This window comes from Rhizobium giardinii bv. giardinii H152 (genome assembly GCF_000379605.1).
GTDB lineage: Bacteria > Pseudomonadota > Alphaproteobacteria > Rhizobiales > Rhizobiaceae > Pararhizobium > Pararhizobium giardinii.
The window spans coordinates 1-13,869 of sequence record NZ_KB902687.1 but is presented as its reverse complement, the minus strand read 5'-3'; the positions used below and the strand labels follow the sequence as shown (position 1 = coordinate 13,869).

Below are 13,869 nucleotides of genomic sequence, written 5' to 3'. Positions count from 1 at the left end.
ACATGCCTATCAACACTGTAAACTTCGACGGAGAGGCTTCCATCGAGCAGATGCTGTCCATCGTCGAGCGCTTCCAGCCGGGTATTCGCAAGCGTTTCGAGAGCCGCCGCGAGATTGACTCGGCTTTCGCAGAGGCCTCTCTGCGTTATGCCGCACGACTCTTCGGCCGTCCCGCTCTGGACGCCCGCACGAGACTGTTGGTAATGACGGGTCAGTTCACCATGAGCCGCCGTCATTCGCGTCTCCGTGAAACCATCATCGCGGCCTGCGAACAGAAGCTTGATCTTCGCGAAGTTTTGGAAGTCATTTTCCAATGCTCGATCTATGGCGGCGAATCGATTGTTGATGAGCCACTGACGATCTTTACGGAAGAATTAAAGGCGCGTGGCCTGTTTGATGAGGTGTCGGCTCGAAGCCTGCGAACTGGACAGCGTGAAAGCGAACGCAGTCTCGAGGCGGAGAGGACGACCTGGGATCCGGAAGACTTGGCCGATCCACGCGCCGATGAACTGATGGCCAAGTACGGATGGCCGGGGATTAGCATCGCTCTCGCGCTGCGCCCACGCCACACGCTAAACAATGCCACTTTTATTGGGGGCCTCGACGAAGGCTTCGCGGAGGCGTTTTACGATTTTGGATACAGCGACATGTATGGGCGACAGATCCTTGATCACAAAACCCGACTGCTCTGCATGGTGGGCAACACGCTTGCTATCGGCGAAATCGTTCAGACGCGGCATCATATGAGAACGGCCATGAAGCAAGGCGCTTCTCCGCGAGAAGTGCTGGAGGTGTTGTTCCAGTCGGTTGTGGTCGTGGGCCATCCAAATATCGTTCCGGAACGCTTCCGTGACCTGGTTAAAATCATCGAGGAAGAAACCGGCGCTGGTTTCTAACGTCAGCCGCGTGTCTACGGGAGGAGCACGAAATGACGATCACAAATAGGATCGCAATCGTTGGCGCAACCGGACTGGTTGGAGCTGCGGCAACCGAGCATTTCTCCAGCTTGCCTGGGTGGGAGGTTGTTACACTGTCTCGGCGTTCACCGCGCCGAGGCAGCCCGGTGCATCATATCTCTGCAGATCTGACCGACGTAGAGGCGTGTAGAGCCGCTTTCGCCGAAGCTCCGACGATCACGCATGTTCTTTACGCTGCACTGTACGAGCAAGAGGATCTTCTAGAAGGTTGGAAGAGCACCGCGCAGGCAGGAATCAATCTCACGATGCTTCAAAACGTCGTTGAGAATGTTGCTGGACCGGATTTCCGGCACCTGGCGATCCTTCAGGGCGGAAAAGCGTATGGTTCTCATCTGGGTAGAGTTCCAGTCCCTGCCAAGGAACGGTGGCCTCGTATGGACCACCACATCTTCTACTGGCAGCAGGAGGAGTATCTTAAGAGTCGCTCGGCCGCTGCGGATTGGAGCTACTCCATCCTCAGGCCGCAACTCATCCTGGGCGATGCGTTGGGAAGTCCCATCAACATCATCGCTGCGCTAGGCGTCTACGCATGCGTCATGCGCGAATTGGGAAAACCTCTCTTCTTTCCTGGCGGCGGTGAGTACGTCACCGCATGCGCTGACAGCCGGTTAATCGCGCGGGCTGCGGAGTTCTGCTTTGTCCATGACGACGCAGCAGGCGAAACCTACAACGTGGTCAACGGCGATGCAGTGAATTGGCGAGACATTTGGGCACCTATCGCAGCCTATTTCAACATGCCAGTCGGCGGAGACCAGCCCATGAAGCTCAGCGAGGAAATGCCCCTCCTCGCTGAATGCTGGGACACGATCGTCGCCAAGCACCAGCTTCAACCCTTGAAGATGAGCGACATCGTCGGTGCATCCTGGCAAAGCGCTGACCTTACATGGGGATTTGGTAAGGAGCGGCCTTTCGATCGGTTGATGAGCCCGATTAAGTTGCGGCAGGCTGGGTTTTCCGATTGCTACGACACAGAGGATGCAGTCCTCTACTGGCTCAAGAGACTGCAGGACGCAAACATCCTGCCACGCTGACAATGAAAAGCCCGGCGCATGCGCCGGGCTTGCCACCGGATTCATGATCCGTGAACCCGCGACGCTCTCAGAAGTCACGAGGGCTGCTGAACATGTCGCAGGAGCGGTTGGAAGAAATGGCCGGGTACGATCTCGGAGGGAGTGAAATTCCTGCACGGTTGACTAAAACAAACGGTTAGACGCGAGTGACGCGACTTCAATCATCGAAGCGATGGTTCCGCCTAAATGCGTGTTACTCCGATCCCCGTCAGAGCGGACGACAATTCCTCGGCATAGCTTTTGACCAACTCCCCGATTTGATCAAGATCTGGCGGCGCCACTCGCGAAAGCGGCACGGACACAGTCAGCGCTCCAACGACACTGTCTTCCGATTTGAGGACGCTCGCGACACCCGCCACACCCAGTACCCGCTCCTCGACGCTGACGGCGTAGCCCTTCTCCCTAACCAAATCTAGGCTCTCCCTCAATGCAATCTCTGTTGTCAGGGTGTGCACGGTATAGGGAACAAGGGCGAGCTTCGTGAAATCGAAGGCAGGCAAGGACGCTAGAATGGCCTTGCCGACCGCACCAGCATGGAGCGGAAGCCGCACGCCAAGAGGCTGGACATGTCGAACGAGATTGGCGCTTTCAACGCGATGCACGTAGGTACAGAAATCGTCGCCAGGCAGATAAGTCGCGAGGTAACACGTCTCGCCGACTTCATCGACCAGCCTGCGCATAATGGATCGTGCGATCTGAAGGACCGGCACCACACCAAATACACGAGCGGATAGCGAAACAAGCCTGGAGCCAACGACGTAGCTTCCATTTTCGGTCTGTTCCGCATACCCGCTTCTGGCAAGATACTGCAATATCCTGTGGGTGGAGCTACGGCTGTTGCCGGTCTCCTGAGCAATCGCACGGATACTTGAACCCTCTGGCCTTGCGGCCAGAGAGTACAGCGTCTCGACAACGAGATTAACAAGTCCGATGGATTGCGGCGGTGCCTCGTCAGTTGTTTCCGTACTTTTTGAATCCGCCATCGCTTTGTGCTGCTCTCTTCTTTAGGCCAATAATCTCACGCGCCTCGTCAGGAGACGCAATTTCACGACCAAGTTCACGAGAAATTCTGACGATTTTGTCGACAAGCTCTGCGTTTGTTCGAGCATACTCGCCAGGTCTGATGAATGGGTTATCTTCCATACCAACGCGCACATGGCCACCGGCTAAAATGACGGAAGTAAGGACATTCCAGTGCTCGTCAGGGTCCATCGTGCTCCCATTCCAGTTCGCGCCCTTCGGTAGGTGGCTCTTCATATAGAGAACTGCGTCCGCAGTTGGTGGCGTCCACGCCCCGCCTTTCCATCCAAAGAAGCAGGTGATCCAAACAGGCTGCGGAAGCAGGCCCTTATTTATCATACGCTGCGCGTTCCAAAAACCTCCCGTGTGGAATGCCTCAACCTCGATCTTGATGCCAAGCTCGTTGCACAAGGTGCAATATTCTTCAAGCTCGGTACGTGAGTGAATGCCATAAATTTCTTTCGGCACCCGGCTCGGATCGTAGTCGAAGCACTCGTCGTGAGCCACGAAGGCGACGGAAAGCATGTCCGGGGCATAGGTCCGGATAAGTTCCTTGCGCTGATCGAAGCGGCCACCCGCGATGCCGAACTGCATGATGGTATCGCGCTGGGACAAGATCGCGTCCTGCATTCTCCCCCAGCCAGGTATTTGCAGACTCGAAAGCCGCGAGCCATCCGGCTGAGGAGCATCGTCTAGCTTCCGCGGTCCGTGGATGTGGCTGATCGCGGCTCCGGCGTCGATGCCACCCAGGTATTCTTTCACAACGGTGTCCATCCCCTTTGGGGTCGGGTTGTTGGGGTTACCGGGATATGCCGAGTCGCTGTCGCAGGTAACGGTGATGATTAGCTTGTCCATAAGTACCTCTCCTTAGCCAAGAACGCCATTGCGAGTTGTCTAACACCGGGGACACGGTCCCGTCAATAGGGACGATGTCCCGGAAAATTCCTTGACATGACGCAAAAAGTGTCCGATTGAGTATTCATTGTCCTACATGACAAGACAGCGTCCCGCACAAAAAGCGTGCTGCGCGGGATCAGAGCGATTAGTCAGTGCACCAAGCAACAGCCGTTGGAGGAACGATGCGTCTCGTAACTTTTCGCCATCAGGGTAGTGTCGGGCCAGGTATCGTACTTGGCGATGACATCCATGAGATCTTGAGCCATGGAGACATCAAGACAGCTTTGGCCGATGTGGCAGCAATTAAGTACAAGGATACCGCAGCAACGAAGGTGGACGCCGCTGAGCTGCTGCCGCCGATAACCAACCCTGACAAGATCGTCTGCGTTGGGCTCAACTATCTTGAGCACCGCATCGAGACGAAGCGTCCTGAAACAGCCTATCCGACGTTATTCATTCGCTGGTCGAATACGCAGGTAGGCCACCGCCAGGCATTGGTTCGCCCAAACGAATCCACTCGGTTCGATTACGAAGGTGAGATGGCGATCGTGATTGGCAAAGGTGGACGCCATATCCCTGCCGATCAGGCCATGTCCCACGTCATCGGCTACTCCTGCTACAATGACGGCTCAGTTCGTGACTGGCAAAAACACACCAGCCAATTCACTGCGGGGAAGAATTTCATCGCGAGTGCTGGCTTCGGCCCGTGGCTCGTCGTCGACGAGATTTCTGATCCCAATACGCTCACGCTCACGACCCGCCTGAATGGCAAGATCGTACAGCAGTCCGGCGTGGACCTTTTGATCTTCTCGATTCCAGAACTGATCGCATACATTTCAACGTTCACCGAGCTGTCTGTCGGTGACGTTATCGTAACGGGTACCCCTGGCGGTGTTGGTGATCGTAGAGAGCCCCCGCTGTACATGCAGCCAGGTGACACTGTTGAAGTTGAAGTTACCGGCGTCGGCACGCTAATCAACTCGGTAGTCTCTGCGCCATGACGATACGGCCGCCAGTATTACGTCCTGATATCGAGGGGTGCCTCGCCGCTCTTTCAACCGTTCTGGGAAGCAATTGCCTCTACACGCGAAGAGAAGACCTTGTCCGCTACGAGACCGGTGCCCGCTATGGAGCAGGCCGAGCCGCATTCGTTATGAGGCCAGCGTCAACGGAGGGTGTCTCTGCTGCCCTCAAAATCTGCGCTGATCATCAGGTTGTGGTGCTTCCGCAGGGTGCCAATACCGGGCTGGTAGGCGCATCGACGCCCGATGCCAGCGGTCATCAGGCGGTGCTATCATTCGAACGGATGGCGTCCGGAATACGACTGAACCATATAAACCGGTCAGTCGAAGTCTCGGCAGGAGTATCCTTGTCCACGTTGAACAACGTCCTCGAAAACTCCGGTCTTTGGTTTCCGATCGACCTTGGTGCCGACCCCACGATCGGCGGAATGATCGCTACCAATACAGGCGGGACGCGCTTCATTCGTTATGGTGATGTCCGACGCCACGTACTTGGCCTGGAAGTGGTCCTTTACGACGGGACCATCCTGAATTTTATGGACCAAGTCCGGAAGAACAACACAGGTTTTGATGCCAAGCAGTTGTTCATTGGCACCAGCGGTCAGTTCGGGATAGTGTCTCGTGCGGTTCTTGAGGTTCATCCGTTGCCGCATAATGCAGCGACCGCTCTTATCGTGCCGAGCTCGACTGCTGGTGCACTCGATATCTTGCTCCATCTTGAGGAGTGTTTTGGTCCGCAACTGACTTCATTCGAGGGAATATCAGAGACTGCTCTCGCGGTGGTCTTTAGCGAAGTACCCCAATTGCGCAACCCTTTTCTCAATGAGCCGCTTCCACCCTACGCTCTCCTCGTGGAAGTCAGCAGCTGGAATAAAGACGGGGGCAATGGCATCAACGTCGAGGATGAACTTTCGCGAGAAATCGAACGAGCATTCGAAGAAGGCAAAATTGAAAATGCGTTCACGCAGGATGCAATAAACCTTTGGTCCATTCGCCATCATATTTCCGATAGCTTGAAGCGGAAGGGGAAGGTCATCGCACTCGATGTCTCGGTCCCTCGCGACCGTTTGATGCAGTTTCGCGAAGAAGCCTGCGCTCAAGTCCAGCGTCTGGCTGATTTCGTAATGATCGCTGACTTCGGCCACTTGGGAGATGGTGGGATTCACTTCAATATGATCTGGCCGCATGACGTGCCGTATGACGCGGAGCAGGTCGAACGGCTCAGGACCACCGTTTATGACGTCGTCGCGAGCCACGGAGGAAGCTTCAGCGCCGAACATGGCGTCGGCCCGTTCAATGCCCACTTCTACGATCGTTACGTACCGGCGGGAAAGCGGGAAATCGAGCGTTTGATAGCGCGAGCAATTGGTTTCCTAGAGAACGACAAGCCTTGAGGGAGAACCGGACAATCACCTGTGACGTTCCGGTTAAGCGGCCTCTGCGTTTGTGACGCATCGATCATGCCTACTATCCCTCGGGCGAACACAGACCTTCCGACAATGATCGGCGAGCGCATGTCGGACATCATCAAAGACTTGCTGGAGAAACAACCAGCTTAAGCAACTACCAAGGAGAGAGCTGTTTCATGAAGATACTCGTTCCAGTGAAGCGGGTCGTCGACTACAACGTGAAGATCCGCGTGAAGCCGGATGGATCCGGTGTCGAGCTTACCAATGTGAAGATGTCGATGAACCCGTTCGACGAGATTTCGGTCGAGGAGACGCTCAGGCTGAAGGAAGCCGGCAAGGCCGAGGAAGTGGTGGTCGTCTCGGTCGGTCCGGCCAAGGCCGAGGAAACGCTGCGCACGGCGCTGGCGATGGGTGCCGACCGGGCGATCCTGGTCGAGACCGACGATCAGGTCGAGCCGCTCGCCGTTGCCAAGATCATCAAGGGTGTTGCGGANGCCGAACAGCCGGGGCTGATCATCGTCGGCAAGCAGGCGATCGACGACGACAGCAACCAGACCGGCCAGATGCTGTCGGCCCTGCTCGGCTGGGCGCAAGGCACGTTCGCCTCCAAGGTCGAGATCGGCGACGGCAAGGCTCAGGTCACCCGCGAAGTCGATGGCGGCCTGCAGACCATCGAGATCAAACTGCCAGCAGTCGTCACCACCGACCTCAGATTGAACGAGCCGCGTTATGCCTCGCTGCCGAACATCATGAAGGCCAAGAAGAAGCCGCTCGACAAGAAGACCCCGGCCGATTTCGGCGTCGATACCGCCGCCCGCCTCAAGGTCCTGAAGACCGAGGAGCCGGAAGGCCGCAAGGCCGGCATCAAGGTCAAGACGGTCGCCGAACTGGTCGACAAGCTGAAAAACGAAGCCGGCGTGCTTTAAAAACCCCAGAATAAGGAGACTCACATCATGGCCATTCTTCTGGATCACGACAACGCAAGCCTGTCCGACCAGACCGCCAAGGCACTGACGGCCGCCCAGAAAATCGGCGGCGACGTGCATGTGCTGGTCGCCGGCAAGGCTGCTAAGGCTGCGGCCGACCAGGCGGCAAAACTGTCCGGCGTTTCCAAGGTGCTGCTTGCCGAAGGCGACGACCTTGCCAACAACCTCGCAGAACCCTTGGCAGCCCTGATCGTTTCGCTGGCAGGCAGCTACGACACCATCCTTTCGGCCGCCACCTCGGTCGGCAAGAACGTTCTGCCGCGTGTTGCTGCGCTGCTCGACATCGCCCAGATCTCCGAGATCACCGAGGTCATCTCGGCCGACACGTTCAAGCGGCCGATCTATGCCGGCAACGCCATCCAGACGGTGCAGACCAGCGAAGCCAAGAAGGTCATCACCGTGCGCACGGCCTCCTTCGCGTCGGCTGCCGAAGGCGGCTCTGCCTCCGTCGAGACCGTCTCGGCTGCCGCCAATCCCGGCCTTTCGACCTTCGTCAAGGACGCGCTGTCCTCGTCCGACCGTCCGGAACTGACCTCGGCCAAGATCATCATCTCCGGCGGTCGCGCACTCGGTTCCTCGGAGAAATTCCAGGAGGTCGTCCTGCCGGTTGCCGACAAGCTCCGCGCGGCCGTCGGCGCATCGCGCGCGGCCGTCGATGCCGGTTATGCGCCGAACGACTGGCAGGTCGGCCAGACCGGCAAGGTCGTCGCCCCGCAGCTCTACATCGCCTGCGGCATCTCCGGCGCGATCCAGCATCTCGCCGGTATGAAGGACAGTAAGGTCATCGTCGCCATCAACAAGGACGAGGAGGCCCCGATCTTCCAGGTCGCCGACTACGGCCTTGTCGGTGACCTGTTCGACATCTTGCCGGAGCTTGAAAAGTCAATTTAGTCTGACTTCCCGGCGGCCCATGAAACTCGTTGTCGAAACGCTTCAGACCTTGCTAAGCGCAGTCAACGACGCCAGAAGGGAACCGTGTCTGCAATTATTGCAGCATCGATCGTACTTGCGCCACTGCCGGCCCTCGATCGTGGCCAGTGATACACTGGTCTCGATACGCGCTACTAGTCTAAGCTGACGTGGAAGGGCCGCCTTGAACGGATTTGAAACCTGCGACCGGTATTTCGTCCCGAGTCATTTTCGCAAGTTTCACAGGACCCCAGCCCCAGAACGAGAACATTTCTGGAAACCGTTCCGCATCATTTGTGATCCGGCGCGGGGTCACAGGAACTTGCCCGCGTCATCAAGCGTTCATCTCTGTCCGAAATGACCGAGGAGATTATACTGGCGGCGTTCGTCCCCAAAATGGCTGACGAAACCTGAAGGGAAAGCCGCCAATACGATTCCCCTTTATGCGGCAAGGAGGATTGTGATGTCCGGAACAGTAAAGAGGGCCAAAACACGCCGGCCAAGAGGTGCCGGCGCCGGAGGCAATTTCGAAGATTCGAAGGCCTACGTTGAAGCGCAGCAGCGTGAGGAGCGAAGCGCTCGACAGAAAAAAACGGAGCGCCTTCGGGCTTTGAGAAACGCGCGAGACAGCATTGATGAAGCGGAAAACTAGGCGCCTGTTATAAGAACTCAGGACGCTTTGACCAAATGCTGGGAAGCAGGACCGGGACCAACTTGGACTGGCACCCGCGAACCTGTGTCGCCGAGGACATCCGCGCGTCGATGCGCAGATCTTTCGAAGGTTTCAGGAAATATGCCTGACCGACACATCGAATGCGGTTACAGCCACTACCGTCATTGGCTTCCATATCGCGTAGCCCAGACAAGCGCTCGCGCACGGCTTCCGGTCTTTTTCCATCACGCCACCGCTCAATTCGCTATGGTGATCGCATATAGCATCACGATCGCGTAAATCGTAAAAGCAGCTACGGCAAATCCGCTAACAATGACCATTGCTGCTCTTCCTACCATAAGCTTCCGCTGCTCTTGCGCGCGGGTGCCGGCCGGGAGAACGGCTGGTGTTTCATTGGCGTCCATAATCATCACCTCGGTGTCAACGAGCGCTAACTAGCGATCATCGAGAAGGTTCCTTGAGGAAGCTTCGACCCTATCACTTTATGGCAGGAGGGGGCGTCCCAGCGTGGACTGCGAGTGAAGGCGGCAGCCGAAAAACGACCCTTGACACATCCATTTCGATCAAGATGTCGAATTGCGCCGCTTCGTCGGTACACCGATGTCGTCCAAACTCTCCAACCTCTCGTCAGTGAGGGTTTCGGACTTGCCGAGAATGGCGCGACGCAATGTTTCGGCATGCTCACGTGCCTCTTTGGCGCGTCGTCCGTTTGCAGCAGCAGCCGCATGGAATCCGTTGCTTCGGGCGTCGTCGGCCATTTTCTCGCTGAGCGTCACCCTTTCTTCGATGATTCGAAGCGCCACCCTCATCGCCTCGTCAACGGCGCTTTCCTTGTCAGCAGACAGGGTCTGGGACGTATATGCATGGCCGACCTGGCAACGGAACCTTAGCGGCGAGCTGTTCTTGATCTGCGACAATACGCCCCCGCAGCCGGGGCATGAAATCGGAACCGTATCGCCGATGGTTGCAATCGTCTCAGGGCTGATCTCCCGGCCCAGAGCGATGTCTATTTCGAGCTTGATGTCTTGCGGAACAACGACCGGCGGACCTGCTACTTCGCTCGTAAGCTTGCCAAGCAGCGCTGGGAGATCGGCGAGCGAGGCACGATAATCGACCGTGTTCGCCTTCAAAGCTCCGAGCGGCATGTCGGGCGCGACTGCCTCCGATGGGTTTTGCACAACAGTCACGCCGCCGCAACGCTTCAGATCGAAAAGGCCTGCCGCTCCATCGTTTAACATTCCTGTCAGAACGATCGCTATGCCCCGGGGACCAAAACTTGCGCCAATGGAACGAAAGAGCGGATCAATCGCCGGTCGGGAGAGGTTCTCGCGTGGACCGCGGCCAAGCCGGATCGTATCGTCAATGACGAGCAAATGATGATCCGCGGGGGCAACATAGGCGCGCCCCTGTTGGGCGCGCTCGCCATCGACTGCCGTTGTAACGGGAAAACCGGCGCTGGCACCGAGGACATCTGCGAGAAGATCATTTCCGCGCGCGCCGACATGGATCACGATGAACAGTGTGGCGGCCAGATCGCGAGGAAGATCGCGAAGCAGATTTTTTATCGCTGCAATCGCGCCTACTGATCCTCCGATGGCGATGATGTCGCGGCGATCCATGGAATGCTCCGTTTCACCGATAACGCGCGATAACTACATATGTTCAGTACGCGGAGGACGAATTATGACTGGGCGCTTTTCACGAGCGATAAAGAGGGAGATAATGCCTGAGCTCGCCCAGCCGAACGCTATTGGCGCGCCCCTTGGGCCTGCTATAAGAAGTGCGCGCCGGGGCCCTGTCAGTGTCCACTGGCGAAGGCTCCGGCTCTTGGAGTTTGTAGACATGCTGGACTCGCATCCGCGTAGAGTTCGTGGCTGGTGGTTGTGCGGCGGGGTGGACGGATGGATGACGAATCGGATCCTCTGATTGTCGGAATCGGGGCTTCAGCAGGGGGAGTCCAGGCTCTTCAAACTTTCTTTGCTGGTGTGCCTGTCGACACCAATGCAGCCTTTGTTGTCATCGTCCACCTCGACCCTGATGCCCGGAGCGAGCTGGCCAACATTCTGGCGTCGCGGACGCAAATGCCAGTCACGCAGGTCGAAGGCGAGGCCAATCTGGAAGGTAATCATGTTTACGTGATCGCGCCGAACCGACGGTTGAAAATCGCCGACGGAACCATCGCTGCACTTCCGTTCGAGGAGGCGCGCGCCCATCGCGCGCCAATCGATCTCTTTTTTCGTTCGCTTGCGGAGCACCCGGGGAGCGGTTTCGCGGTCGTTCTCACGGGCGCGGGCGCGGATGGCGCGATGGGAGTCAAGGCCATCAAGGAAGCAGGCGGCATTGTGCTCGTTCAGGATCCGAATGAGGCCGAATATCCGTCGATGCCGCGCAACGCAATCGCAACGGAGGTTGCCGATTTCGTCCTTCCCATTCGAGAACTTACGGATCGGTTGGCGGAACTCCTGGCTAGCCCTCCCGATCTAATATCCCCCCATATCCGGCCCAACAACGAGGACACAGTCGGCCGCATAATAGCCCATGTACGCGTGCGCACCGGACACGACTTCTCGCAGTATAAGCGCGCGACCATCCTGCGCCGCATCAGCAGGCGGGCGCAGGTCACAAGGAAGGAGTCGCTGGCGGAATATTATGCCTATCTGCGCGAGAACGTGGAGGAGGCTCAAGCGCTCTTCAGCGATTTTTTGATTTGCGTCACAACGTTTTTTCGCGATCCTGCGGCATTTAAATCGTTGGCCGATAACGTTATTCCACAACTGTTCAACGGCAAGGCGGCAGGGGACAGTATCCGGGTTTGGGTTCCAGGCTGCGCCAGCGGGGAAGAGACCTACACGATCGGCATCCTGCTGCTCGAAGAGGCCGCGCGTCGTGACCTCCCCCCGGAGATCCAGGTGTTTGGCTCCGATCTCGACATGGGAGCACTCGCGATTGCGCGCGAAGGACGCTTTCCCGCTACCATCGAAAGCGATCTTTCGGAAGAAAGGCTGCGCCGGTTCTTTCAGCGTGAAGGTGATCACTATCGCGTACGGCGGGAACTGCGTGATGTGGTCCTGTTCGCGAGTCACAGCCTGCTGAGAGACCCACCCTTCTCGCATCTTGATATGATTTCTTGTCGCAACCTGCTGATCTACCTCGACAGGCAGCTTCAGCATCAGGTCTGCAACACCTTCCACTATGCGCTCAATCCGGGCGGCTTCCTGTTCCTCGGTTCGTCGGAAAGCGCTGATCACCCTGCGGGTCTCTTCCGCACGGTGGATCGAGAAGCACGCATTTACAGGTCGGCCGCGCCTGCCAGCGACCGACACCCGGCGTTGCCGGTGCTGCTCGGGTCCCGCCAGGTCGCGGAAAGACCCCCAACGCTCGCGCGGCCGCCATCGCTGGCAAGCAGCGTCGGCGATGCGGCCTTACATCGCCAGATGCTGGAGAAAATCGCCCCGCCGAGCATGCTCATCGACGAAACCCAACGGGCAATCCATCTCTCCGAAAACGCTGGCCGATTTCTTCAACCTTCAGGCGGACCGGTCAGCATGGATGCGACGGATCTCGTTCGCGAGGAGTTTCGCTTTGACCTCCGCGCGGCCCTGCATCGCGCTTTCGAACGCAATGAAGCCACATTGAGCATGCCGATCCTCGCCCAACTCGATGGGCTGCCCCATCGCGTCTATCTGCAGGTAAAGCCGGTCGTGCAGGGAAACGATCCTACACGCCACGCCCTGGTGCTTTTCATCGAAGGGGAGGCTGTCGATAGATCAGAGGGGGCGAGCTCCGAAACATTCGACGGTCGACCGGCCAACAACCAGCCCATTCGCCAGCTACAGGAAGAACTGCAACTCGCCCAGAACCGCCTTCGGATTACACGCGAAGAGTCGGAAGCAGCCAACGAAGAATTACGCGCGGCCAACGAAGAACTTCAGTCGATGAACGAGGAATACCGATCAACGGCGGAAGAGCTCGAGACGAGCAAGGAGGAGTTGCAGTCGATCAACGAGGAGCTGCAGACCGTCAACAATGAGCTCAAACTGAAACTGGAGAGTGTGTCACGCGCTCACAGTGACTTGCAAAACCTGATGGCCGCAACTGACGTCGCGACCCTGTTCCTTAGCCCATCGCTTCGCATCAAACGCTTCACTCCTCGCTTGATGGAGATATTCAACGTCACGATGAATGACGAGGGGCGACCGATTACCGACTTTACCCATCAACTCGATTATGGAGATTTGGCCGAGGAAGCGCGCTCTGTGCTGGAAGACCTGACGCCGATCGAGCGGGAGGTCAAGAGCCGCAACCACGGCTGGTATTTGGTGCGCATGCGCCCCTATCGAACGATAGATGACAAGATCGATGGCGTCGTTGTGACATTTGTCGACGTGACCGATCGGCGCAACGCCGAGGAGGCGGCCAAGGAGAGCGCCCAGCGGCTTGACCAGGAAATGCGCCTCGTCGAACTTTCGCGCTCGCCGATCTTCGTATGGGACATGGACGACGGCATCAAACAATGGAACCGTGGCAGCGAGAACCTTTACGGCTATTCGCGCGAGGAAGCGGTCGGAAAGCAGAAAGAAATGCTTCTGAAGACGACCGTGCCGGGCTCGTCATTCGCAGCGCTCAGGGAAACTCTCGCGGAAAAGGGTCGCTGGAGCGGTGAATTGCACCACACCACCAAGGACGGACAGGTGCTGACGGTGGAAACCCAGATCGAGCTCATGCCGCTGGGCGATCGGCGTCTCGTTCTCGAGAGCACCCGCGATATCACCGATCGCAAGCGCTGGGAGCAGCGCCGGCAATTGCTGGTGAACGAATTGAGCCACCGCGTCAAAAACACGCTTGCCGTCGTCCAATCGCTCGCCCGGCAAACGCTGCGTACCACACGCTCGAGCGAGGATTTCGT

The 13,869-nt window shown here is 57.6% G+C and carries 12 protein-coding genes; 8 read left to right on the top strand and 4 right to left on the bottom strand.

Annotated elements, in window-relative coordinates; all coding sequences use genetic code 11:
* The first annotated feature begins 2 nt into the window (after nucleotides 1-2).
* On the top strand, nucleotides 3-896 hold the full coding sequence (locus A3AY_RS0120630) for a carboxymuconolactone decarboxylase family protein (protein ID WP_018327573.1): 894 nt from the start codon (nucleotides 3-5) through the stop codon (nucleotides 894-896).
* Nucleotides 897-928: 32 nt separating this feature from the next.
* Entirely contained in the window at nucleotides 929-2,008 is a 1,080-nt protein-coding gene (locus A3AY_RS0120625; RefSeq protein WP_018327572.1) for an NAD-dependent epimerase/dehydratase family protein, read from the top strand.
* A 221-nt stretch (nucleotides 2,009-2,229) separates the two neighbouring features.
* Here A3AY_RS0120625 and A3AY_RS0120620 read toward each other — a convergent pair whose 3' ends face one another.
* A complete protein-coding gene (locus A3AY_RS0120620; protein WP_083926003.1) occupies nucleotides 2,230-3,030 on the bottom strand; it encodes an IclR family transcriptional regulator in 801 nt (266 codons plus the stop codon).
* Nucleotides 2,999-3,922 carry a beta-keto acid cleavage family enzyme gene (locus A3AY_RS37125; RefSeq protein ID WP_018327570.1) on the bottom strand — a complete coding sequence of 308 codons (924 nt, stop codon included), beginning with the start codon at nucleotides 3,920-3,922 and terminating at the stop codon, nucleotides 2,999-3,001. The genes A3AY_RS0120620 and A3AY_RS37125 overlap by 32 nt, the downstream gene beginning before the upstream one ends.
* Before the next feature lie 224 nt (nucleotides 3,923-4,146).
* Here A3AY_RS37125 and A3AY_RS0120610 point away from each other — a divergent pair, with 224 nt between their 5' ends.
* The 5 genes from A3AY_RS0120610 (at nucleotide 4,147) to A3AY_RS0120590 (ending at nucleotide 8,272) form a co-directional block, all read left to right on the top strand.
* Complete coding sequence (locus A3AY_RS0120610) at nucleotides 4,147-4,965, top strand: fumarylacetoacetate hydrolase family protein (RefSeq protein ID WP_018327569.1); 819 nt, start codon at nucleotides 4,147-4,149, stop codon at nucleotides 4,963-4,965.
* On the top strand, nucleotides 4,962-6,380 hold the full coding sequence (locus tag A3AY_RS35690) for an FAD-binding protein (protein WP_083926002.1): 1,419 nt from the start codon (nucleotides 4,962-4,964) through the stop codon (nucleotides 6,378-6,380). The genes A3AY_RS0120610 and A3AY_RS35690 overlap by 4 nt, the downstream gene beginning before the upstream one ends.
* Before the next feature lie 21 nt (nucleotides 6,381-6,401).
* On the top strand, nucleotides 6,402-6,545 hold the full coding sequence (locus tag A3AY_RS39300; RefSeq protein ID WP_018327567.1) for a GMC oxidoreductase: 144 nt from the start codon (nucleotides 6,402-6,404) through the stop codon (nucleotides 6,543-6,545).
* Between the two features lie 26 nt (nucleotides 6,546-6,571).
* Entirely contained in the window at nucleotides 6,572-7,321 is a 750-nt protein-coding gene (locus A3AY_RS0120595; RefSeq protein WP_018327566.1) for an electron transfer flavoprotein subunit beta/FixA family protein, read from the top strand.
* 27 nt (nucleotides 7,322-7,348) lie between these two features.
* A complete protein-coding gene (locus A3AY_RS0120590; protein ID WP_018327565.1) occupies nucleotides 7,349-8,272 on the top strand; it encodes an electron transfer flavoprotein subunit alpha/FixB family protein in 924 nt (307 codons plus the stop codon).
* A gap of 927 nt (nucleotides 8,273-9,199) precedes the next feature.
* On the opposite strand, the gene A3AY_RS39295 is transcribed toward A3AY_RS0120590, so the two are convergent.
* Nucleotides 9,200-9,367, bottom strand: a complete 168-nt coding sequence (locus A3AY_RS39295; RefSeq protein ID WP_154663314.1) for a hypothetical protein — start codon at nucleotides 9,365-9,367, stop codon at nucleotides 9,200-9,202.
* A 159-nt stretch (nucleotides 9,368-9,526) separates the two neighbouring features.
* Nucleotides 9,527-10,582, bottom strand: coding sequence for a chemotaxis protein CheB (locus A3AY_RS35685; RefSeq protein WP_018327563.1), 1,056 nt, complete (start codon nucleotides 10,580-10,582; stop codon nucleotides 9,527-9,529).
* Between the two features lie 282 nt (nucleotides 10,583-10,864).
* Between A3AY_RS35685 and A3AY_RS0120575 the strand changes: the two genes are divergently transcribed.
* Nucleotides 10,865-13,869 (top strand): chemotaxis protein CheB (locus A3AY_RS0120575; RefSeq protein WP_018327562.1); only part of this gene is annotated, 3,005 nt, incomplete at its 3' end.

Coding starts and splice junctions, on each gene's coding strand:
- A3AY_RS0120630 (WP_018327573.1), top strand. CDS start 3: ATGCCTATCAACACTGTAAACTTCGACGGAGAGGCTTCCATCGAGCAG.
- A3AY_RS0120625 (WP_018327572.1), top strand. CDS start 929: ATGACGATCACAAATAGGATCGCAATCGTTGGCGCAACCGGACTGGTT.
- A3AY_RS0120620 (WP_083926003.1), bottom strand. CDS start 3,030: ATGGCGGATTCAAAAAGTACGGAAACAACTGACGAGGCACCGCCGCAA.
- A3AY_RS37125 (WP_018327570.1), bottom strand. CDS start 3,922: ATGGACAAGCTAATCATCACCGTTACCTGCGACAGCGACTCGGCATAT.
- A3AY_RS0120610 (WP_018327569.1), top strand. CDS start 4,147: ATGCGTCTCGTAACTTTTCGCCATCAGGGTAGTGTCGGGCCAGGTATC.
- A3AY_RS35690 (WP_083926002.1), top strand. CDS start 4,962: ATGACGATACGGCCGCCAGTATTACGTCCTGATATCGAGGGGTGCCTC.
- A3AY_RS0120590 (WP_018327565.1), top strand. CDS start 7,349: ATGGCCATTCTTCTGGATCACGACAACGCAAGCCTGTCCGACCAGACC.
- A3AY_RS39295 (WP_154663314.1), bottom strand. CDS start 9,367: ATGGACGCCAATGAAACACCAGCCGTTCTCCCGGCCGGCACCCGCGCG.
- A3AY_RS35685 (WP_018327563.1), bottom strand. CDS start 10,582: ATGGATCGCCGCGACATCATCGCCATCGGAGGATCAGTAGGCGCGATT.